At 23.5% G+C, this 22091-nt stretch carries 21 protein-coding genes and 1 riboswitch; of the genes, 14 read left to right on the top strand and 7 right to left on the bottom strand.

Annotation, left to right across the window (positions count from 1 at the left end; translation table 11 throughout):
* The first annotated feature begins 35 nt into the window (after positions 1–35).
* The 8 genes from N3A58_01715 (at position 36) to N3A58_01680 (ending at position 8246) form a co-directional block, all read left to right on the top strand.
* Positions 36–1061 (top strand): hypothetical protein, encoded by a 1026-nt coding sequence (locus tag N3A58_01715; protein ID MCX8058116.1) that lies wholly within the window; start codon positions 36–38, stop codon positions 1059–1061.
* 226 nt (positions 1062–1287) lie between these two features.
* Positions 1288–2280, top strand: coding sequence for a hypothetical protein (locus N3A58_01710; GenBank protein MCX8058115.1), 993 nt, complete (start codon positions 1288–1290; stop codon positions 2278–2280).
* Positions 2281–2532: 252 nt separating this feature from the next.
* Positions 2533–3720 (top strand): iron-containing alcohol dehydrogenase, encoded by a 1188-nt coding sequence (locus N3A58_01705; protein ID MCX8058114.1) that lies wholly within the window; start codon positions 2533–2535, stop codon positions 3718–3720.
* A gap of 32 nt (positions 3721–3752) precedes the next feature.
* Positions 3753–5438 carry a glycoside hydrolase family 5 protein gene (locus N3A58_01700; GenBank protein ID MCX8058113.1) on the top strand — a complete coding sequence of 562 codons (1686 nt, stop codon included), beginning with the start codon at positions 3753–3755 and terminating at the stop codon, positions 5436–5438.
* A 107-nt stretch (positions 5439–5545) separates the two neighbouring features.
* On the top strand, positions 5546–5950 hold the full coding sequence (locus N3A58_01695) for an Rrf2 family transcriptional regulator (protein ID MCX8058112.1): 405 nt from the start codon (positions 5546–5548) through the stop codon (positions 5948–5950).
* Positions 5951–5982: 32 nt separating this feature from the next.
* A complete protein-coding gene (locus tag N3A58_01690) occupies positions 5983–6609 on the top strand; it encodes an iron-sulfur cluster assembly scaffold protein (GenBank protein MCX8058111.1) in 627 nt (208 codons plus the stop codon).
* 116 nt (positions 6610–6725) lie between these two features.
* Positions 6726–7898 carry a cysteine desulfurase gene (locus N3A58_01685; protein ID MCX8058110.1) on the top strand — a complete coding sequence of 391 codons (1173 nt, stop codon included), beginning with the start codon at positions 6726–6728 and terminating at the stop codon, positions 7896–7898.
* A 39-nt stretch (positions 7899–7937) separates the two neighbouring features.
* Positions 7938–8246 carry an MGMT family protein gene (locus N3A58_01680; GenBank protein ID MCX8058109.1) on the top strand — a complete coding sequence of 103 codons (309 nt, stop codon included), beginning with the start codon at positions 7938–7940 and terminating at the stop codon, positions 8244–8246.
* A 168-nt stretch (positions 8247–8414) separates the two neighbouring features.
* Here the strand turns inward: N3A58_01680 and N3A58_01675 are convergent, their stop codons facing one another.
* A complete protein-coding gene (locus N3A58_01675; protein ID MCX8058108.1) occupies positions 8415–8867 on the bottom strand; it encodes a hypothetical protein in 453 nt (150 codons plus the stop codon).
* A 182-nt stretch (positions 8868–9049) separates the two neighbouring features.
* Positions 9050–9161: riboswitch (TPP riboswitch) on the top strand.
* A gap of 173 nt (positions 9162–9334) precedes the next feature.
* On the opposite strand from N3A58_01675, the gene N3A58_01670 reads away from it, so the two are divergent.
* From N3A58_01670 to N3A58_01655, 4 genes are all read left to right on the top strand, one after another.
* Entirely contained in the window at positions 9335–10096 is a 762-nt protein-coding gene (locus N3A58_01670; GenBank protein ID MCX8058107.1) for a sulfide-dependent adenosine diphosphate thiazole synthase, read from the top strand.
* 146 nt (positions 10097–10242) lie between these two features.
* On the top strand, positions 10243–11547 hold the full coding sequence (gene thiC, locus N3A58_01665) for a phosphomethylpyrimidine synthase ThiC (protein MCX8058106.1): 1305 nt from the start codon (positions 10243–10245) through the stop codon (positions 11545–11547).
* Positions 11548–11767: 220 nt separating this feature from the next.
* Positions 11768–13021, top strand: a complete 1254-nt coding sequence (locus tag N3A58_01660; GenBank protein ID MCX8058105.1) for a bifunctional hydroxymethylpyrimidine kinase/phosphomethylpyrimidine kinase — start codon at positions 11768–11770, stop codon at positions 13019–13021.
* A 197-nt stretch (positions 13022–13218) separates the two neighbouring features.
* Complete coding sequence (locus N3A58_01655) at positions 13219–14319, top strand: serine hydrolase (protein MCX8058104.1); 1101 nt, start codon at positions 13219–13221, stop codon at positions 14317–14319.
* Positions 14320–14532: 213 nt separating this feature from the next.
* Here N3A58_01655 and trpS read toward each other — a convergent pair whose 3' ends face one another.
* Entirely contained in the window at positions 14533–15537 is a 1005-nt protein-coding gene (trpS, locus tag N3A58_01650; GenBank protein ID MCX8058103.1) for a tryptophan--tRNA ligase, read from the bottom strand.
* A gap of 357 nt (positions 15538–15894) precedes the next feature.
* On the opposite strand from trpS, the gene N3A58_01645 reads away from it, so the two are divergent.
* Positions 15895–16827, top strand: a complete 933-nt coding sequence (locus N3A58_01645) for a M23 family metallopeptidase (protein MCX8058102.1) — start codon at positions 15895–15897, stop codon at positions 16825–16827.
* Positions 16828–16949: 122 nt separating this feature from the next.
* On the opposite strand, the gene cdd is transcribed toward N3A58_01645, so the two are convergent.
* Positions 16950–17384: a cytidine deaminase gene (gene cdd / locus N3A58_01640; protein ID MCX8058101.1), complete on the bottom strand. Its 435-nt coding sequence runs from the start codon at positions 17382–17384 to the stop codon at positions 16950–16952.
* A 190-nt stretch (positions 17385–17574) separates the two neighbouring features.
* Here cdd and lon point away from each other — a divergent pair, with 190 nt between their 5' ends.
* The gene (gene lon, locus N3A58_01635) at positions 17575–19908 is read left to right on the top strand and encodes an endopeptidase La (protein MCX8058100.1); all 2334 of its coding nucleotides are present in this window, start codon (positions 17575–17577) and stop codon (positions 19906–19908) included.
* A gap of 110 nt (positions 19909–20018) precedes the next feature.
* Here lon and deoC read toward each other — a convergent pair whose 3' ends face one another.
* The 4 genes from deoC to N3A58_01615 form a co-directional block, all read right to left on the bottom strand.
* On the bottom strand, positions 20019–20804 hold the full coding sequence (gene deoC, locus N3A58_01630; GenBank protein MCX8058099.1) for a deoxyribose-phosphate aldolase: 786 nt from the start codon (positions 20802–20804) through the stop codon (positions 20019–20021).
* A complete protein-coding gene (zapA, locus tag N3A58_01625) occupies positions 20782–21078 on the bottom strand; it encodes a cell division protein ZapA (protein MCX8058098.1) in 297 nt (98 codons plus the stop codon). The genes deoC and zapA overlap by 23 nt, the downstream gene beginning before the upstream one ends.
* A gap of 23 nt (positions 21079–21101) precedes the next feature.
* Entirely contained in the window at positions 21102–21629 is a 528-nt protein-coding gene (locus tag N3A58_01620) for a hypothetical protein (GenBank protein MCX8058097.1), read from the bottom strand.
* Between the two features lie 90 nt (positions 21630–21719).
* A partial coding sequence (locus N3A58_01615; protein ID MCX8058096.1) for a hypothetical protein occupies positions 21720–22091 on the bottom strand: 372 nt, incomplete at its 5' end.

Genomic DNA, 22091 nt, shown 5'->3' with positions numbered 1-22091 from the left:
GTATATTTTGATTAAAATTTACTTGAGGTTGTATTATGATTAAAATTAATAAATTTTTGATATTTCTTAAAATAAAAACACTAATATTAATAAGTTTTATTTTTTTTGCTTTACTTTCATGTCAATCTACCTATAATTATAATATTCTAGATATAAAAGAGAAGACTGATAATGAATTTTTTTCAAATTTCTATCCTCATGTTAATGAAGATTATGAATTCTGGTTATTTACAGGTTTTGTTTTTGATAAAAAAAATAGAATCTTTAGTTATTCTTTTAAGTTAAATAAAATTGTAATTGAGAAACAAATTTTTTATATTCTAGATTTTTGTTTATATGATTATGAAAATAAAAAAAATTATTTTTTTGAGGATAGTTCCATACATCCGTTTTATGTTTTTTCTATTGAAAAGGATAAGATTTCTTTAGGGAAAAATTATATTTTATGGAATCAAAGCACAAAATTTATAGAAATAAATTATAATAAAAATGATATTTTATTTAAGTTAAAATTCAAACTTTTAGCAGAAAATAACTTCTTTACAGAGGAAAATGCTGAAAATATTAAAAATAAATCTTTTTTTTCAAAAAATTTAGAAACAGAAGGTCAAATTGAAATTTCAAAATTAGTAAATAAAAAGAAAGTAAAAGAAAAATATGAGGTTAAAGGTTATTCTGTTTTATATAGAAATTTTTATTTTACTTTTATGGATAAATTTGAATTTTTCTTTTTTAAAATAGATAATCACTTTTACTATGTGATAAATATACCTAAAAAACCATATCTGAAAAGCTATAAAATATCAGACAAAATTGAAAAAATAAATATAAGTTATAGTTATGAGAAAGTTTTAACTAATAAAAATAGAAAATATGGGATCAATTGGGATTTCAATATTGACAATATTCCATTTATAATATCCCCTTTTATTGAAAATAATATAAATGAAGGGTTTCTATCAGATTGGTTTGAGTCTCTTGTTTTTATTCTTGATAAAACTGGCACATTAAAAGGCTTAGGTATTTCTTATTTGCAAGAATTTACAAGAGATAAATATTAAAAATTTCTGTATGTATGATTCAAATAATTTTTAGAAATAAAATATTAATTAAACTAAAAAAAGATTTTTTTTTTATTTATTAAATAAATTAGATAAAAAATTTAAAGATCAAAGAGAAAATTTTTCTAATCTTATTTTAATTTTTTCATACTTAACTGGTTATTCAAAAGAAAAAATTATATTATATAATTATATTTTTGAATTAGGCTTATTAAAATTTTTAAGATTGATATTCTATTTCATTAGGCTTTATCTTTCAGAACCTATCTCTTATATTATCAAAAGTAGAGAATTTTACAAAGATTCATTTTATATTGAAAAAGGAGTATTGATTCCAAGACATGAAAGTGAAATTTTGGTTAGTTCAGTAAGTGATTGTTTAAAAGATAAAATAGGAATTAATTATGATAGTAAAATGAATAATTTTAATGAAAGAATTATAAATTCAGATAAAAGTCATAATAAGTTGGATATTGAAGAATATAAAATTTTAGAAGTAGGGGTTGGTTCGGGGGCATTAATTATTTCATTGATTTTTGATATATTAAATTTCTGTGTTGAAAGTATTTATTTTTCTAAAAATTTGAACTTTTTATTTCTAAAAAATTTAATCTTTTCTTTTATTGGCATAGATAAATATGAAAAACCAATTAAAATAACTAATATAAATTTTTTAAATATTTTTGAAAAATATAAAAATGAATTTAGGAATAAAGGAATAATACTTTCTTTAAAAAAAGAGGATAAATTAAGTTATTTAATAGAAGTTTATAAAATTAATAGTAATAATAAAAATTATGAAGAAAATATTGATAAAATTTTTTTAATTAAATTTAAATTTCAAATAAAAAAAATAGACTTTTTAAAATTGAAATTTGAATTTAATAAAATTAATATTAATAATTTTGATATTATTTTTGCTAACCCTCCATATATTTCTAAATTAGATTATAATAATCTTGATAAAAAAATAAAATGTTTTGAACCAAAAAATGCACTTTATGGAAAAGTTGATGGTGATTTCTATTATGAGAATTATATATATAATATTGAAAAGAAACTAATACTTAAAAATGATGGATATATTTTTTTTGAGGTAGGAGATGATAAACAGGCTGAGAGGGTTGAAAATATATTTAGAAAATATAATTATAATTCTTTTTATAAAGAAGATTATTCCGGAGTTAAAAGAGTAGTTTTTGGAACAAAAAAATTATGAAAGTAAAATTGATTTAATATTTAAGAGAAATTTCTGTATAGTTAAATTTTAATAATTTTGAAAAAATAAAAAGTAATAATTTAAAAAATTAATATAATTAAAATTATTAAATTAGGAAAATCAAAAAATAAAATATATTGAATATTAAAATATTAAAATTATAAAAAATAAATAAAAAAATTATAGTTTTATATTTTATTAAAGTTAAGGATATTAATATTAAAATAAAAAATTTTTTGTGGGGGGATTATTATGATAAATTTTCAACTTACAATGCCTACTAAAATTTATTTTGGTAAAGATGCTATAAAAAAGATAGGAAAAGAATTATCAAATTATAATAAAATTCTTTTAGTATCTGGAGGAGGAAGTTTGATCAAATCTGGCCTTTATTATAAGGTATTTGATGAAATAAAAAATTGCAATGTGAGTATTTATGAATTGCAAGGAGTTCAACCAAATCCAGACATAGAAAAAGTTAGGGAAGGAGTTAATATTTGTAAGAAAAATAAAATAGATTTAATTATTGGATTTGGAGGAGGAAGTGTTATTGATGCTTCAAAAGCTATAGCAACTTCTTATTATTATGTAACAGAAAATGAAAAAGAGGGTAAAGAAGTTGATCCATGGGATCTTTTTCTAGATGAAAAAAAAGTTAAAAAAGCTTTGCCTATTGGTGCAATACTTACACTTGCTGCAACTGGTTCTGAAACAAATGGAAATTCCGTTATATCAAATAGAGAAACAAAACAAAAACTTGCAATTCATAATGATTGTATAAGACCTAAATTTGCAATACTTGACCCTCAATATACTTTTACAGTAAATAAGTACCATACTGCTGCTGGTTCTGCAGATATAATGGCACATGTTTTTGAACAATATTTTTCTCCAACTAAAGATACTTATTTGATTGATAGAATTGCTGAAGGAATATTAAGAACAGTTATAAAGTACACAGAGGTAGTTCTAAAAGACCCTGAAAATTATGAAGCAAGGGCTCAAATTCTATATAGTTCTACTTTAGCTTTAAATGGTTTGTTATCTTCTGGGAGGGTTACTGATTGGGCATGCCATGCTATGGAACATGAAATTTCTGCAACTCATGATGTTACACATGGTGCGGGACTTGCTATTTTATTCCCTTCATGGATGAAATATGTTCTTAATGAAGAAACAATTTGGAGATTTGTAGATTATGCAGAAAATGTTTGGAATATTAAAGAGGGAGATGATGTTAAAAAAGCAAATTTAGCTATAGAAAAGACATCTGAGTTTTTTAAAAATATTGGACTTCCTTCTAAAATAAGAGATTTAAATATTCCAGAAAATTTTATAGATATATGGACAAAAAATTTAGTTACAAGAAGAAAATCTATTGGAAATTATAAGGTTCTTTTTGAAAATGATATAAAAAATATTTATAAAAATTCTTATTAATATTTTTTTTATTATTTTATAAATAATATTTTATGAAAAATAAAAACAAATTATTAATATTTTTATTATTAGTTTTAGTAAATATTTTTTTAATTTCTTCTAGTAATTTACAAGATATCAACCTTGATAATTGTAGGGGAATAAATATTGCTGGATATTTTCAGTTTTTTAATTTAAATACTTTTTCATTTAATTCAATTTCCTATGAAGATTTTTATAATTTAAAAAAAATAGGTTTCAACTTAATAAGGTTTCCTGTTGATTTTGAAAATATAACTTTATATTATGGGAAAGATGATTTTAATTTAGATAAAAGATTTTTTTACTTTTTTGATATTATTTTGAAATGGTGTTTTGATCTTGATCTTAAAATAATACTAGATAACCATTTTTATCATGAAAATAAAACTGATCCAGGGATAAGAAATAAACTTATAAAGTGGTGGAGAGAAATAAGTTTTTACTACAAAAATAAGTATGAAAATATGCTATTTTTTGAGATATTAAATGAACCATTTAATATTAATTCAAAAACTTGGGAAAAAATTCAAAAAGAAGTTATTGAAGAGATAAAGAAAATAGATTCAGATAGAGTCATAATTGCAAGTCCTGCTAATTATAATGGTTTTGAAGAATTATCAGATATAACTAATTATGGTAAAAATGTCATATATGATTTTCATTTTTATGAACCTTTTCTGTTTACACATCAAGGGGCTGATTGGGTAAAACCATCAATGGAAGAAATTAGAAAGATACCTTTCCCATATAATGAAATAAATATGCCAGAAGTACCAAAGAATTTAATAGGTTCTTGGGTTGAAGATCTTTTTTCGAATTATAAAAGAGATTCCGATTTGTTCCTTCTTGAAGAAAAAATAAAAAATATTAAAGAGGTATCAAAAAGAAGAGGATTAAAAATATTTTGTGGTGAGTTTGGTGTCTATATGAATAATTGTTTGAAAAGCGATAGAATTTTTTGGCATAAATATATTAGAGGACTATTTGATAAATATAGTATATCATGGATTTTGTGGGAATATATAGGAGGAATGGGAATATTTAATAATCCTAATGATTCTTATCAATTCGTTGATTTTAATAATAACTTAGATAAAGATTTGATAAAAGCACTTGGACTTAATTATAGTAATGAAGTTGATATTAAAAATAAATTTTCTATAGGTTTAAATAATGAAGAATTTAGTATATATTCTGATTATTTTGGTAATAATTTGGCAAATGAAAGTTGGTTAGAAAAAAATAATTTAAATCTTTATTATGATAAGGAAAAATATAAAGGTAATTTTTCAATTAAAATAAACAATATAAATCGGTATTCAGGACTATTTATTAAATTTTTGAAAAGTTTAATTATAGAAAATCCACAAAATTGTTATTTGAAATTTTTTATATTTTCAAAAAAGAAATTTAGCATAGATGTTAGATTCATTAATAAAGAAAGTGAAGATTCTATTCCATGGAGGATATCCTATTATTATGATTATAAAAATATAGGGAAATGGGAAGAAGTATTAATACCAATAAATAAAATGTTTGAAACTGGGGCATGGATTAATAATAAAGGAATATGGATAGAACCACAAAATGGTAAATTTGATTTTAGTAAAATAGAGTATTTGGCTTTTATTGCCGAATTTGGAGATATTAAAGATGAGATTTTAATTGATGAAATTAAAATAATTATTAAAAAATAAATTTATTGATAATTTATTATTACCATAAGTTTAAATTTAAATAAAAGTTAAAATATTTGATTGACTTTTTTAAATAAAATTCTTAATATTATTAAAAAGGTGATATAATGAATATAAATACTAAATTAAGGTATGCACTAAGAGCTTTAATTTATTTGTTTGAAAAAGAAGATAAAATGGCAACCATTTCAGAAATTTCAAAAAATGAAAAACTTTCTGCAAGATATCTTGAAAATATATTTTATAAACTTTCAAAAGAAGGTATAATTAAAAGTAAAAAAGGCAAAAAAGGAGGTTTTTTTCTAGCTAAAGATCCTAAAGATATTAACATTTATGATCTATATGTTATTTTAGCTGAAAATAAATCTATTGTTGATTGTATATTAGATAGAAAAAAGTGTGAAAAAGTTAATTTTTGTAAAGCAAGGAAGCTATGGATAGCTCTTGATAAACATATAAATGAATTTTTAAAAAATATGACTTTTGATGATCTTATTAAAAATAAAATTTAATTATATTTAATAATAATTTAAAGGAGAAACTTTTGGATAGATGGATATATAGTGAAAAAGTAAAAGAACATTTTACAAATCCAAAAAATATTTTAGAGATTCCGGAAGATGAGTATAAAGCAGATGGGGTTGGCATTGTAGGGTCTCCAGCATGTGGAGATATGATGGCTGTTTATATAAAAGTAAAGGATGACAAAATTATAGATTTTAAATGGAAAACTTTTGGTTGTGCATCTGCTATAGCTTCAACATCTGCTTTATCTATTATGGTTACTCAAAATGGAGGTATGAGACTTGAAGATGCTTATAAAATAACCCCTGAAGATATCATAAAATATCTTGGTGGTCTACCTTCTCATAAAATACATTGCTCTGTTTTAGGAGACAAAGCTTTAAAAGCGGCTATTAATGATTACTACAAGAAAAATGGTCTTGAAAATCCTTTTATTGAGAATAAATCTGAAGTTGTATGTGAATGTTTTAATATAACTGATGAAGATATAAGAATGGAAGTTTTGGAAGGTGCAAAAACTTTTGAGATATTGCAAGAAAGAACAAAAATTGGAACTAATTGTGGCAAGTGTGTAGCTAAAGCAAAAGAGAGAGTTTCTTTTTATGTTAAAAAATATTATAATGAAGAAATATATAAACCGGAGTAGTATTGTTTTTTTATTATTATGTTTATAAAAAAAATTAAACTTAAATATATAAATAAAATAATAAAATTAAAAAAAGAGATAAAAGTAAAAAATATTTATAAATTAAGGATAAAAAAGTGAGAAGAGTTTATCTTGATAATAATGCTACGACTCCACTTCATCCAGAAGTAAAACAGGAGATATTAAATTTTATAGAATATTACGGTAATCCAAGTTCAGTTCATTATGATGGTAGAATTGTAAGAGAACTTGTTGAGGAGTCCAGAAAAAAAATAGCAGATTTTTTAGAAGTTGAAACTGATAATATTTTTTTTACATCTGGTGGTTCAGAATCGAATAATCTTATTTTAAAATCGATTCTTTTTCAAGATTATAAATTTAAACCTCATTTTATAACAACTTCAATAGAACATCCTTCTGTCTTAAATACTGCAAAATTTTTATCAAATCATGGCGTAGATGTTTCTTTTTTATCTGTTGATGAAAATGGTTTAATTTCTGTTGATGAATTTAAATCTTTAATAAGAGAGGAGACAAAACTTGTTTCTATAATGTTTGCAAATAATGAAGTAGGAGTTATTGAACCTATTGAAGAAATAGCTAAAATTTGCAATGAAAGAGGAATATTTTTTCATTCTGATATGGTTCAAGCTGCTGGTAAAATAAAATTTAAACTAAATGATATAAAATTAGATGCTGCTTCATTTTCAGCACATAAAATATATGCACCAAAAGGTATAGGGATAATATATTTAAAAGATCCTTTCGTTAATAAGAAAAAATTTAAAATATTTCCTTTAATCCATGGGGGACATCAAGAAAAAGGGCTTCGTGCTTCTACAGAAAATACTATAGGAATTATTGCTTTTGGAAAAGCTTGCGAAGTTATGAAAAAAGAAATAGATGAAGAAATAATTAAAGTTAAAAATTTAAGGGATTTATTTGAGGAGTTAGTTGTAAAAGAGATCTCTGATATATATATAAATTCAAAAAATGTTTTAAGGTTACCAGGGACTTCAAATATTAATTTTAAATTTATAGAAGGGGAAGCAATACTTTTGAGACTTGATATGGAAGGAATATCTGTTTCTACAGGAAGTGCATGTTCAAGTGGTAGTCTTGAGCCTTCTCATGTTTTACTTGCAATGCACAAAAACCCTGAAATGGCACATGGAACTATTAGGTTTTCCTTTGGAAGAGAAAATGTAGAGGATGATGTTTATTATACTATTGATAAATTAAAGAATATAGTGTCAGAATTAAGAAAAATAAGTCCCCTAAAAAGTTAAAAAATTTTTAATTATTTTCAAAAGCTTAAGTAAAAATTTATGCAAAAAATTACTCAGAGAATTATTGATATTTTAAAATCTGTACCATATGGAAAAGTCATAAGTTATGGACAAGTTGCTGAATTAGCTGGATTAAAAAATGGAGCAAGGCAGGTTGTAAGAATACTTCATATATACTCAGAAAAGCTAAATCTTCCTTGGCATAGAGTAATTAGTAAAGATGGTTTTATAGTTATTAAAAATCCTTATGGAAATGCTCTTCAAAAAATTCTTTTACAACAGGAGGGGATAGAAATAGATCAAGATGGAAAAATTGATTTAAAAAAATATGGTTTAATAAATAAATAGTAACTTAATTATTCATTTTAATGATTAAATAAAATAATTTTATATAAAAATGAACAACAGGTTCAAAAAACAAAAAGAGGCTATCATATAATTAAATTCAAGATAGCCTCTTTTGCTGAAATAATGATAACTAAAAACAATATAGTAATTATGAATTTTACAATTTGTTTATTTTCTTTTTAAATAGTTAAAAGCATTCATAGAACCATTAGATACTACATTTTGATAAGCAGCATTTATAATAACTTCAATATAAATTTTATTTTTATCTTCTCCAGTAAAGTAAAGTTTCCCGATAAATGAATTGGAAGAGGCTTGCCAACTGCCATTTTCATATTTTTGTTCTTCATTTCCATTAAATAACCATGTGTCCTTTCCAGATGCTGTAAATTTAACTCTTGCTTTTATAGCATGGATGAGTAGCCCGTCTTTGTATGTATAATATTCGAAAAAGTCATTAGATGTTATTAATTTTATTAGGTAAAGTTTTCCATCGCTTCCTGTACCACTGTTTTCCCATTCTCCAAGATAAGGATAAAATAGTTTATTAAATAAACCACATGAAGTAGAAATAAAAAGAAAAGAAATTAAAACAAAAATTAAAAAAATCTTTTTTTTCATAAATTCCTCCTCCTTAATTTTTTAATAAAAAAAATAGATACTATAATAAAAAATAAAAAATATTTAGGAGAACAATTTAATTCTATTATTATAATTAATTCATTTTATTAAAATTTCAACAAGTCGAAAAGTAATTTTATTATCTAAAATAGTTGAAATTATTTATTTATATGATTATATGTAATTAAATTTGGGGGAGCTCCTGAGTTCCGGGGCTGAGAGGAAAGTGGAAGCTTTCGACCCTTTGAACCTGATCTGGTTAATACCAGCGGAGGGATCATATATAAAATAATAATTTATTTTAATTTAATCCCTCTGCTTTAAGAGGGATTTTTTATTTTTAAAATTTTTTAATAAGTTTATTAAATAATTTTAATTAAATAAATTTATTTAATTAAAAAGAATTAAAATTAAAAATTTTTTAATAAATAAAAAATTAAAAATAGATAAAAAATAAGGAGTTTTGTATGAATAAAGATATACAAATAACAAGGTTTATTGTTGATTCTTTTTTTAAAAAGTTTAGCTCAGCAATAGAGCTTGATGTGGCAATAGCAGGTTGTGGACCAAGTGCATTAGCATGTTCTTACATTCTTGCTAAAAATGGAATTAATGTTGGTATATTCGAAGCTAAAAATGAGCCTGGTGGTGGTATATGGGGTGGGGGTATGTTTTTTAATGAGATTATTGTTGAGAATGATATTAAAAATTTTCTTGAAGAAAATAGAATAAACTATACTGAAAATGGTGAATTTCTAATTATTGATGCAGTTCATTTTGCTGGGGCTTTAATCTATAATTCTACAAAAGCAGGAGCTAAAATATTTAATAATATAAATGTTGAAGATATACTATTTGATAATGTAGAAAGAAAAGTGTGTGGATTTGTTATTAATTTTAATTCTGTTAGTAAATTAAAGTTACATATTGATCCCATCTCAATTAAAGCAAATTATTGTATAGATGCTACAGGTCATCCTGCTCATATTGTAAACTATCTTGTAGATAGAGGCATGATAGATTTAAAAATAAAGGAGTATCCAATGAATGCTGAAAATGGAGAAAAAATGGTAGTAGAAAATTCAAAAGAAATTTACCCTGGTTTATTTGTAATGGGTATGGCCGCTACATCATCAAGTAATTCATTTAGGATGGGTCCAATTTTTGGAGGAATGATAAAATCAGGAATTAAAACAGCAAATGAGATATTAATGAGATTAAAAAAATAATAATAAAAAACTGATAATAATATTAAACTAATAGAACTAATTAACTAAAAAAAATAATAAGAAACATAGGTTTTATATTAAGGGTAAAAAATTTATCATTATGATAATAAAAATTAAAGTTAAATAAAAATTTTTAAGGAATAATTATGACAATAATAGAGGAATTAAAAAATAATAGAGTGCCAGAGTATTTTAAAGATATTGCATTCTATGAAAATTTAGAACTCAATGTTTTAATTGATAAAATAAAAGAGGGAAAAATTGTTATACCAAAAAATAAAAATCATAATATAAAGATTCCAAAAGCAATTGGTGAAGGTACCCATATAAAGATAAATGCAAATATTGGGACTTCTAAAAATTTGAATGATTTTGAATTTGAAAAAAGAAAATTTATTAAAGCTGTCGAGAATGGAGCTGATACCATAATGCTTTTATCAACTTGGGGTGATTTAAAAAAGCAGAGAGAGTATTTTATTAATAATTTTGAAATTCCATTTGGTACTGTTCCGATTTATGATTTAGCTCATAAAGCATATTTAGAAAAAAATAATGTTGTAGATTTTAAAGAAGAAGAATTTATAGAACTATTCCTTGAACATGCAAAAGAAGGTGTTGATTTTATGACATTACATGTTTCCATTACTAAAGATATGGTTGAAAAGTTAAAAAAAAGTCAAAGATTGATGAAAATAGTATCAAGAGGTGGCTCAATTATAGGTGGATGGATTATAAAAAATAAAAAAGAAAATCCTTTTTATAAATATTTTGATGAAATACTAGATATAGCAAATGAATATGATGTAACTTTGAGTCTTGGAGATTCTTTAAGACCTGGTAATATTTATGATTCTCTTGATAGTCTACAACTTGAAGAATGGTTTATATTTGAAGAATTAGTTGAAAAAGCAAGAAGGAAAAATGTACAGGTAATTTTGGAAGGTCCAGGACATGTACCTTTGGACCAAATTGAAACAACAGTTAAGCTTATGAAAAAGTATGGAAAAAATTCACCTATTTACCTATTAGGTCCTTTACCATTTGATTTTGGAGTTCCATATGATCATATTTTATCTTCAATTGGAGCAGCATTTGCAGGATATTATGGGGCAGATTTTATATGTTATGTAACTCCATCTGAGCATGTTTCAATTCCAGATGAAGATGATGTTAAAATGGGAGTTTTGGCAGCTAAAATTGCTGCTATTTCTGTAGATATAATGAAAGGTAAATATAAGGAAAAAAATAAAATATTTAATGATTTAAGATTAAATATGGATTTTGAATCTATGAAAAATTATGTTATTGATAAAGATAAATTTGAAAGTTATGTTAAAAGATCCAAAATAGAAAAAGATGAAGGTTGTTCTATGTGTGGACCATTTTGTGCTATTAAAATTTTTCAAAGATTTTTGGAAAATAAAAATAGTGAAAATGAAAAATATAAATAAATATAAAAAATGTTAAAAAATAAAGTGTAAATTAAAAAAATGAATTAAATGAAATTATTAAAATTAAAAAAAATAAAAAATAATAAATAATAAATAATAGATAATAAAATAAATTATAAATATTAAATATTAAGTAATAAAGATAATCAATGATATTAATTAAAAATTAAAATTTAATTAATGATTTTAAAATATAAAAAATTTTTTAGAGTGATTATTTATGTGTAATATTTTAGTAATATCAGGACTTGATCCATCTGGTTGTGCTGGTTTTATAAAAGATATTCAAATTTGTAGTTTGATGGGCATAACACCTTTATCAACAATTTCTACTTTTACAATTCAAACATTTGATAAAGCTTTTGGATTTAAGTTTAGAAGAAAAGAAGATATTATTGATGAAATAATTAAATTTAAAGACAATATAAAATTTATCAAAATAGGATTATGTGAGCCAGATTTGTTAAAATATATAAGAGATATTTTTAAAGAAGCTTTTATTTTATGGAATCCAGTAATCTATTCATCTACTGGGTTAAAGTTTTTAGATGAAAAGGAAATAAAAAAAAATATTAATTTTTGTGATCTTGTAATATTAAATAGGGAAGAAGCCAAATTATGTAAATTAATTGATCAAAATCATTCTTTTATTAATTTTGATTTTAAAGATAAAATAGTTATTACATCATCTGATGAAAAAGTTGAAGTTATATATAAAGATTATAAATTAGTAAAAGAGAAAGTTTATATAAAAAGTAAGGTAGATGATTTTAGGGGAACTGGTTGCTCTTTTTCAATGCTTGTTCTAATTTTTTTATCTATGAAATATAATATATATGATGCTATTGATACAGCAGTTTCATTGATGAATAAAATTCTAAAGCATAGCAATGTTTTTATAACATCTCCTGTAAATTTATTAAAAGATTGGTATAGATACTCTATTATAGAAGAAATGAAAGAAATACAAAATTATATAATTGATAGTGGTATTTACACAATTCCAGAGGTTGGTAAAAATTATTCATATTCATTACCATTTGCTTCAAATGAAAATGATATCTGTAAATTTCCTGGAAGAATAAGACTTGTAAATGATAAAGTAAAAATATATGAGGAACCATCATTTTATGGAACTTCACATACAGGAAGGATGATTTTAGAAATAAAGAGGTATTTTCCAAGCATTAATTGTTGTACTAATACTAAATATGATAAAAAATATATAGAAAATGCTATTAATTCTGGATTAAAAGTTTATTTTGTTGACAGAGAAAAAGAACCAGAGGAAATTAGAGAACAGGAAGGAATGTCTTTGAAGTGGATTATAGATTTAGTTTGCAAAGAATTAAAAGAAGCCCCCGATATTATTTATGATAATGGTTGTATTGGTAAAGAACCGATGATAAGGATTTTTGGCAAAAACCTTGAAGAAGTTATAAATAAAGAAAGAAGAATAATAAAATTTAATTAAGAATTAGAAAAATATAAATTAACAAAATTTAAAATTTTAATTTAATTATTTAACTTTTTTAATATATATTTATTTATAGTTAATTTTTAATTTAATTGTTTTATTTACTTATATTATTTATTTTTTATTTGTTCATTTTAGCATAATTTTATTTCAATTTTTTACTTATTTTTTTTATTTATAATTAAAGTAAAATTATGAAAAGAAAATTATTAGTTTTTAAATTTATATTTTTTTTATTTTTTTTAATTTTTCAATTTTTTTGTTTTTATTTCCAAACTATTATAAATAATTTTTATTTATTTGGGGATAGCATAAATATCAGTATAGAAAATTGTAAGTTAGCTTCTAAATATAGTCTTGAAAACGATGGAGTCTCTTTTTTAGTTTTCTATAATAATTCTATTTTATATGAGGAATATTTATCAGGAAGGGGACCAGAAACTCCAAATGAGCTTGCTTCAGGTACAAAAAGTTTTTCTGGTATTCTTGCATGTTTATTAATTATGGATGGCTTAATGGCTTCTTTTGATGAAAAAATATCAGATACAATTAATGAATGGGAAAATGATACTAGAAAAAAAAATATTTCAGTATATGAGCTGCTTACACTTACATCAGGAATTGATCCGGGTGAAAAAGGAAATGTTCCTACATATCTTGAAGCTATTAATTATCCAATAATAAAAGAAAAAGGTGAAGATTTTCTATATGGACCAGTTCCTTTTCAAGTTTTTGGGGAATTTGTAAAAAGGAAATTAAAAGGTAAAGATCCATTGATCTATCTTAAGGAAAAATTATTTGATAAGATAAATTTAAAATATAGTTTCTGGAGATATGATAAAGATGGAAATCCTCAATTACCTTCTGGAGCTTATTTAACAGCAAGAAATTGGGCAAAATTTGGGAAGTTTATAATCGATATTTTGAAAGGGAATGAAAATATTAATGGTGAAGTTATAATTAAAAGAGAAATTCTTGAAAAATGTTTTAAAGGAACAAAAGTGAATCCACTCTATGGTATTACTTTTTGGTTAAATGGAGAATTAACATCAGAAAATTTTGATATCCTTAAAAAAAATGAAAATGGTCTTGAATATTTTTACAATATTAAAGAAATACCTAAAGACCTTATCATGGTAGCAGGAGCTGGAAAACAAAGACTCTATATAATTCCTTCTTTAAATATTGTGATTGTAAGACAAGCATCAAAGATAAAAGAATCACTTGAAGGCAAATATAGATCAAAATTTTCAGATATAACTTTTTTAAAAATCTTATTAACAGGAAAAAAGTAGACTAATTTGAAATTTATTAAGTCTAAAAAATTAATATAAAATTTGGTATAAAATTAAATATAAAATATTAAATTGATAATTAGTATTATCAAGAAAATATAATTATTGTATTTAAAAAAACCAAAGTATATTTCTATTTTATTTTTTTGATTCTAATTCAATTTAATTTAATTTAATTTTGATAGATTTACTATTATTTATTAAGAAATAAAATTAATAAAAAATTTCTTTATAGTCTATTTTCATAGCTTCTTTTGCTTTTAACAAAATATCATTTGTAAGTTTAATAGCATTATTTGTTCCTTGATATAATATTTCTTTAACCTTATTTATATTAGATTCATAATATTTTCTTTTTTCTCTTATTGGTTCAAGAAAATTATTGATATTTTCAAGTAGTTCACCTTTGCATTGAACACAACCCCTTTCTCCTTTTATACACTCATTATAAATATTTTCAAAGCTTTTTGTGAAAAGTTTGTGATAATAATAAACCATGCAACCTTCAGGATGCCCTGGATCATTTTTTCTTGCTTTTAGAGGATCAGTATATGCATTAAAAATTTTTTTCTTTAGTTCATCTTTATCATCTTTCAGATATATAGCATTACCAAGTGATTTACTCATTTTTGAGTTTCCATCAAGCCCCTTAATCCTTCCAGTAGTTCCAAGTTTTGGTTCTGGTTCAACAAATACTTCTTTATAAATTGTATTAAATTTTCTAGCTATTTCTCTTGTTAATTCTATCATTGGAAGTTGATCTTCTCCGACTGGAACAAGATTTGCATTAAAGGATAATATATCTGCTGCTTGTGATACAGGATAGCCAAAAAAACCAAATGTTAATCTATCATTTCCAAAAAGATTTTGTTTTTGTTTTATCTCTTCTTTAAGTGTTGGATTTCTTGAAAGTCTAGAGATCGTTACAAGGTTTGAAAAAAAGACAGTTAATTCAGCAATTGCAGGTATTTTGGACTGAATAACTATATTTGATTTTTGAGGGTCAATACCAGCAGCAAGATAGTCAAGAGTAACTTCTAAAATATTATCTCTAACTTTTTCTGGTGTCTCAAAATTATCAGTTAAAGCCTGAACATCTGCTATTAAAATAAATGTATCATATTCTTCTTGAAGTTCAACTCTCTGTTTTAATGATCCAAAATAATGGCCTATGTGAAGTGGTCCTGTTGGTCTGTCACCTGTTAATATTCTTTTCATATCAACTCCAATTTTTATAGAAATAGTTAAAAAATTTTATTAATAAAAATTTGTTCTTTGATTTTATAAATTGAGTTAACTTAACCTATTTTTTATCTAAATTTATAAGAAGTTTTGTTTTAGTCAACTTTTTAGTATGACTCCGAAAATAAAATGTGAAAAAATAGAAAGTATGGATTAAATATTAAATAAATTCAAGAATTAGATATTAAGTTGAAAAATTAAATTGAGTTTAAAAAAATTAAATAAAATACATTGAATTTTTAAGATTTGAAATTTAAAAAATTATCTAAAAAAGTTAATTATATTTATATATTTTAATTTACTTCATTATTTTTAAAAAGCATAAGAGTTTTTATGAGAAAAAAGATTTTTTATATTTTTTTGTCAATTGCTTTTATATTTTTACCTTTTTTTAATTCAAATATTAATAGTCAGGAAGTAGAGATATATACTTTTACAGAACCATTGCAAAAAGATCCTGTTTATAAAGAGTTTTTAAATGATATAAAGAAAATGAATGATCCAGCAACTTTCATAGATTTAGAAAATATTCCAGAATTAAAACTTGCTTATTACAATATTAACAAAAGATATGATGATGTATATTCTATTGCTTACTATTTTAATTTAACTTTAGATACTATTGTTTTTGTTAATAATTTATATTCAAGGTTTCTTTTTGAGGGGTTAAAAAAATTAATTATTCCTAATATGGATGGAGGCTTTATTCAAGTTAAAGATCCTAATAGAATAGAAAGTGAATATGGAATAAAAAAAGAGATTTTATTAAAAATAAATAAAATAGATAGTATAAATGAGGGAGATATAATATTTATTCCAAAACTTAAACTTACAAAATTGCAAAAGCAGTTTTTCTTAGGATCTATTTTTCTTGATCCATTAAGAGGTGAGGGATCTATTTCATCACTTTTTGGGAAAAGAATAGATCCAGTTCATGGTCATCTTGCCTTTCATGGAGGTATAGATTTAGCTTGCCCTGAGAATAAGGAAGTTTATCCAGCTTATCCGGGAAAAGTTTTATTTGCTGGAGAAAAAGGCGATTATGGTTTACTTGTTGTTTTGGTGCATGATTTAGGTTATGAAACATATTATGGGCATCTTAGTAAAATAAATGTTAAAACAGGAAACAAAGTAGGTTTTAATGATATAATAGGATATACTGGTTCAACAGGAAAATCAACCGGGCCTCATCTTCATTTTGAGATTAGATATAATGGAGAAAGGTTAAATCCATTAACTTTAATGTTTATTTTGAATAAAAAATAAAAAAAATAAATTATTCTTTTTTATAAATTAATTTGATTTGAATAATTTATTTGAATTAAAATCAGTATAGAATTTATATTCTTATATTAAATTATTTAATATTTCAATCTATTTTTTAATCTTTATTTTAATTCATGTAATGAGTCAAAAGGGTATATTTCTTCTAAAGTTAATATTTTATAATTTAAATTTTTTGAAAAAATTACAATTTTTAAATCTTTATTACCAAATTCAGATATAACTTGTCTACAAGCTCCACAAGGAGGTAAAGGATACTCAGCATTTTCACCATAAATAAATAAATATTTTAAATTATAATCACCATTTAGTATAGCATTTGATATAGCTACTCTTTCTGCACAAATAGTTAAACCATATGAACGATTTTCAATATTTATACCATAATATTTATTATTTTGTGTAATTAGAATAGCTGAAACTGGAAATTTTGAATAAGGACAATAAGCTTTTTTTGCTAATTCTTTTAGTTCATTTCCAATCTCTTTTATTTTATCTTTATTTAAATAGGAATCATTAAATCCATTTTCTTTATTCATAAATAATCCTGACTTATTTCAATTATTTTATATTAATATATATATTTTATAAATTTATTGATAATTAAAATAAAAGAAAACTAATTGTTTGTTCAAGTTTATTGACTTCTTAGGTTAAATATATTATATTTTTTATGAAAAACAATTATTATTTATAATTTATTATTATTTAATAAGAAGGATTGAAAATATGGCTAATTTAGTTGAAGTTGATAAAGTTTTACCTGAATCCTTATGTGTATTCCCAGTTCTTCCAAAACCTATATTTCCCGGGATTGTAATGCCAATCGATCTTGATATTGATCTTATTCCTGAAGAGCTTAATAAACAATTAGAACCAAATAATTATCTTGCTGCAATTTTAGTTAAAGATCCTAATAAAGATTTAAATCAGATTGATAATTATTATGAGGTAGGAACAGTTATTAAGGTTGCTAAAAAGATAAATATTTCTGAAGAAATAATTTCTTTACTTATTTATTCAGTTAAAAGATTCAAAGTTAAAAAATTTTATAAGAAAAAAGAGATAATCTTTGCAGATGTGGAGTATTATGAAGAGAACTATAATGCAGATGACCCAGAGATTCGTGCATATCAAGCTTCTATAATTGATGAAGTTAAATCACTTGCTGAACAGAATAGATTCTTTATGGAAAGGGTAAAAGCTACTGTTTTTAATGCAGATACTCCTTCCAAAATTACCGATTTTACTGCATATTTGCTTGATTTAACTCGAGAAGAACAACAGGTTGTTCTTGAAACATTTGATTTAAAGCTTAGAATGAGAAAGGTTGTTGAATATTTACAAAAGCAAATGCAGATTGCTGAAATTCAAAAAAGAATTTATAATCAGATAAATGAAAAAATATCAAAGCAACAGAGGGAATTCTTTTTAAGAGAGCAGCTTAAAGCGATTAAAAAAGAGCTTGGTATAGAAACAGATGAAAAAAGTATCGAAGTTGAAAAATATAAAGATTTACTATCTAAACTTAAACTTGAAGGTGAGGTAAAAGAAAAAGTTGAATCAGAACTTGAAAAATTTAGCTCTATGGAACCTCATACTTCTGAATATGCTGTTTTAAGAAACTGGCTTGATTTGGTATTAACTCTTCCATGGAATACTTTTTCTGAAGAAAAAATTGATATTAAAAAAGCAAAAGAAATTTTAGAAAGAGATCATTATGGATTAAAGGATGTAAAAGAGAGAATTTTAGAATTTTTAGCAGTTAGAAAACTTAATAAAGATATAAAAGGTTCTATTCTCTGCCTTGTAGGACCTCCTGGATGTGGAAAAACTTCTTTAGGAAAATCTATTGCTGAAGCTATGAATAGAAAGTTTTTTAGATTTTCTCTGGGTGGCATGAGAGATGAAGCTGAAATAAAAGGTCATAGAAAAACATATGTTGGGGCTATGCCTGGAAGAATTATATCTGCACTTAAAATAACTAAAACTAAAAATCCAGTTATAATGCTTGATGAGATTGATAAACTTGGAGTTTCTTTTCAAGGAGACCCAGCTTCTGCTTTACTTGAAGTTTTAGATCCAGAACAAAATTATGAATTTAGGGATAATTACCTTGAGGTTCCATTTGATTTATCTCATGTATTTTTTATTACAACTGCAAATTCTTTAGATACAATTCCAAGACCACTTCTTGATAGAATGGAAGTTATAAGGCTTTCTGGTTATATTGATGAAGAAAAATATGAAATTGGTAGAAAATATTTACTTCCAAAACAGTTAAAAAAACATGGTTTAAAAGAAGATGATATTAAATTGTCAAAATCTGTGTTTATGTATTTAATTAATAATTATGCTAGACAAGCTGGAGTAAGAGACCTTGAAAAAGAGATAGAAAAAATTGCAAGAAAGATAGCGACAAAAAAAGTAATGAAAGAAAAGTATAATAAAGATCTTAAGACAAAAGATATCAGGGAACTTTTGGGACCTCCAAAAATAAGAGAAGAGGATTTAATTCAAGTTAAAAAACCAGGAGTTGCAGTTGGACTTGCTTGGACTCAAATGGGGGGTGCAACTTTAATTATAGAATCTATTAATATCAAAGGAGGGAAAGGATTTAAGTTAACTGGTCAACTTGGAGATGTAATGAAAGAATCAGCAAATATTGCATACTCTTATGTAAGATCTGTATGTGAAAAATACAATATAGATCCTAAATTTTTTGATGATTCAGAAATTCACCTTCATGTACCAGAAGGGGCAACACCAAAAGATGGACCATCAGCAGGAATTACAATGGCGACTTCTTTACTATCTCTTGCGAGAAATATAAAAATTAGACCTTATATTGCTATGACTGGTGAATTAACTTTAACGGGCCAAGTTTTACCTATTGGTGGATTAAAAGAAAAAATAGTTGCAGCAAGAAGAGCTAAAATTAAAGAGATAATAATACCTAAAGGTAATGATGTTGATCTTGAGGAAATTCCTGAATATTTAAAAAAGGGTATTAAGTTTCATCTTGTAGATCATGTAGAAGAAGTTTTTGAAAAAGTTTTTTAATTGTATTTAGTTTAAATTTTTACAAGATTTTTATTGTTTGAAATTATTTTATTGAATTAGTGGTGGTTTAATAAAAGATATATTAAATTGTAATTAATTTATAATGTTTATTATTTTATAATGTTTATAGATGAAGATGTTCCTATTCGTGATGCTCCATGTTTAGCAAGTTCATAGGCAAACTCTTTTGTTTTTATACCTCCTGAAGCTTTAACCCCCCTATCTTCATAAATCATTTTCATTAGTACAATATCTTCAAGAGTAGCACCAGCTGTTCCAAAACCTGTTGAAGTTTTAATAAATTCTGCTCCAGCTAAATAAGAAATTATAGAAGCTACTATTTTTTCTTCAAATGTCAAATAGCATGTTTCTATAATTACTTTAAGAACTTTGTTTATACAAATTTTTTTAATCTCTTTTATCTCATTAAAAGTATAATAAAATCTTTTTTCTTTAAGAAAAGGAATATTAATCACCATATCTATTTCATCTGCCCCATTTTTAATAGCTTCTTCAGTTTCAAAGAATTTTATATTATCTAAATTATATCCGAGTGGAAACCCAATAACTGTTGCAATTTTTATATTTTTATCTATTGATCTTGCATATGGTACAAAGCAAGGAGGAATACAAACAGCAGCAAATCCATATTCGTTTGCCTCTTTTATAAGTTTCTCAACTAATTCATAATTTATATCTACTTTTAAATATGTGTGATCAATAATTGGATTTATTCCATTTTTTATATAGTCAAAATATTTATCTATAGAATAATTTTCAATATTTTTTTTTATTTTTTCTTTTTGATCAAAATTTATTTTAATTTTATCTTTTTCTAAAATTTCAAAGCAATAATTTATTTTTTCAATTATATTACTCTGAATTTGTTGAATCATTTGCTATCCTTTCGAGTTTTTTTATCATATTTTCTATATTGATAAGATTTAAGTTATATTCTAAAGAAAGTTCTTTAATTTTGATATTCTCATCGAGAAGATTTATTGCGAAATAAACTAAAAGTTTTATTTTATCTTCCATTTTTGTTAAATTTTCAAGTTTTTCAATTTTTTCTTTAAAAAGTTGAATTAAATTTTTTAAATATTCCTCAGTTTCTATTTCAGAAGATATTTCAAAGTTTCTACTGAATAGTTCAAAATTAATCTTTGCCATATTATTTCCTTCTGTTTTTTATGTTATAATGCTGAGTCATCCATATCAATTTCTAGTTTAATATCTTTTTTAGAAATTTTTAAATCTTCATTTATAATACTATTATTTCCATTGGATAGTTCTTTTTCGTTTTTAGAGTTGGATATTTGATTATCATTAGATATATTATTATATTCATTAATATTTTCTGATTCTGGAATTTTTTGATGATCATTTTCAAAAGTTTCAAATTCCGATTCTTCTTTAACTATTTCATCAAATTTTTCAAGTTTATCTATTAATTCTAAAGTTTTTTCTTTAAGCAAATTAAAGTCATTCTTTATAACTTTGTTTTCTTCTTCTAATATTTTAATTTGAGTTCTTAAAGAAATATTTTCTTCAGTTAATTGTTCAATTCTATCCTTTAAGTGAAAATTTTCTTCTTCAAGTATTGATGGCTTTTTTTTTAATTCATTGTTTTCTTCTTTAAGTTTATAATATTTTTTATAAACAATATCTATAAGCTCATCAATTTTATTAAATTTATCTTTCCACTTCATATTTGAACTCATAACTCCCCTCACAAAAGATCTAAATAATTTATTAATACAAAAATATTTTTTTATATAAAGTATTTTAATATATAAAATAATAAATTCAAATTAAATGTAAAAAAATAATTTGTCCCAATCTTGCTCTAGTATAATATTTCTATTTTTTAGAAATAAAATAAATCTATTATAGTTATCAAATTCATGATATGGATTTGCTGTTATAAATCTAATTATATAATTTTTAGATTCAAAATGTATACTTTCATTGTTAAAATTATATTCATTAAATACAATAAAGCTTATAGATTTTTTACAATCATCTTTTTCAAAAAAATTAAATTTTTTTAGTTTTAATATTTTGTCTATTTGTAAATTTTCAAATATATTCAAATCTTTTTTAACTTTACTAATAATATTTTTTTCATCGTTTATTATTTCATATAAAGAATCTATATTAAATTCAAAAAAATTATTTGTAAA

The organism is Spirochaetota bacterium (assembly GCA_026415295.1).
GTDB lineage: Bacteria > Spirochaetota > JAAYUW01 > JAAYUW01 > JAOAHJ01 > JAOAHJ01.
Note: the sequence above shows the minus strand (reverse complement) of the source record. Positions and strands in the feature narration are given on the sequence as shown.

Excerpts from the sequence above, each read along its gene's own strand:
- N3A58_01655 (MCX8058104.1), top strand. The coding sequence starts at position 13,219 with ATGAAAAGAAAATTATTAGTTTTTAAATTTATATTTTTTTTATTTTTT.
- N3A58_01660 (MCX8058105.1), top strand. The coding sequence starts at position 11,768 with ATGTGTAATATTTTAGTAATATCAGGACTTGATCCATCTGGTTGTGCT.
- N3A58_01715 (MCX8058116.1), top strand. The coding sequence starts at position 36 with ATGATTAAAATTAATAAATTTTTGATATTTCTTAAAATAAAAACACTA.
- N3A58_01680 (MCX8058109.1), top strand. The coding sequence starts at position 7,938 with ATGCAAAAAATTACTCAGAGAATTATTGATATTTTAAAATCTGTACCA.
- deoC (MCX8058099.1), bottom strand. The coding sequence starts at position 20,804 with ATGATTCAACAAATTCAGAGTAATATAATTGAAAAAATAAATTATTGC.
- N3A58_01620 (MCX8058097.1), bottom strand. The coding sequence starts at position 21,629 with ATGAGTTCAAATATGAAGTGGAAAGATAAATTTAATAAAATTGATGAG.
- trpS (MCX8058103.1), bottom strand. The coding sequence starts at position 15,537 with ATGAAAAGAATATTAACAGGTGACAGACCAACAGGACCACTTCACATA.
- N3A58_01705 (MCX8058114.1), top strand. The coding sequence starts at position 2,533 with ATGATAAATTTTCAACTTACAATGCCTACTAAAATTTATTTTGGTAAA.
- lon (MCX8058100.1), top strand. The coding sequence starts at position 17,575 with ATGGCTAATTTAGTTGAAGTTGATAAAGTTTTACCTGAATCCTTATGT.
- cdd (MCX8058101.1), bottom strand. The coding sequence starts at position 17,384 with ATGAATAAAGAAAATGGATTTAATGATTCCTATTTAAATAAAGATAAA.
- N3A58_01675 (MCX8058108.1), bottom strand. The coding sequence starts at position 8,867 with ATGAAAAAAAAGATTTTTTTAATTTTTGTTTTAATTTCTTTTCTTTTT.
- N3A58_01695 (MCX8058112.1), top strand. The coding sequence starts at position 5,546 with ATGAATATAAATACTAAATTAAGGTATGCACTAAGAGCTTTAATTTAT.
- zapA (MCX8058098.1), bottom strand. The coding sequence starts at position 21,078 with ATGGCAAAGATTAATTTTGAACTATTCAGTAGAAACTTTGAAATATCT.
- thiC (MCX8058106.1), top strand. The coding sequence starts at position 10,243 with ATGACAATAATAGAGGAATTAAAAAATAATAGAGTGCCAGAGTATTTT.
- N3A58_01645 (MCX8058102.1), top strand. The coding sequence starts at position 15,895 with ATGAGAAAAAAGATTTTTTATATTTTTTTGTCAATTGCTTTTATATTT.
- N3A58_01670 (MCX8058107.1), top strand. The coding sequence starts at position 9,335 with ATGAATAAAGATATACAAATAACAAGGTTTATTGTTGATTCTTTTTTT.
- N3A58_01700 (MCX8058113.1), top strand. The coding sequence starts at position 3,753 with ATGAAAAATAAAAACAAATTATTAATATTTTTATTATTAGTTTTAGTA.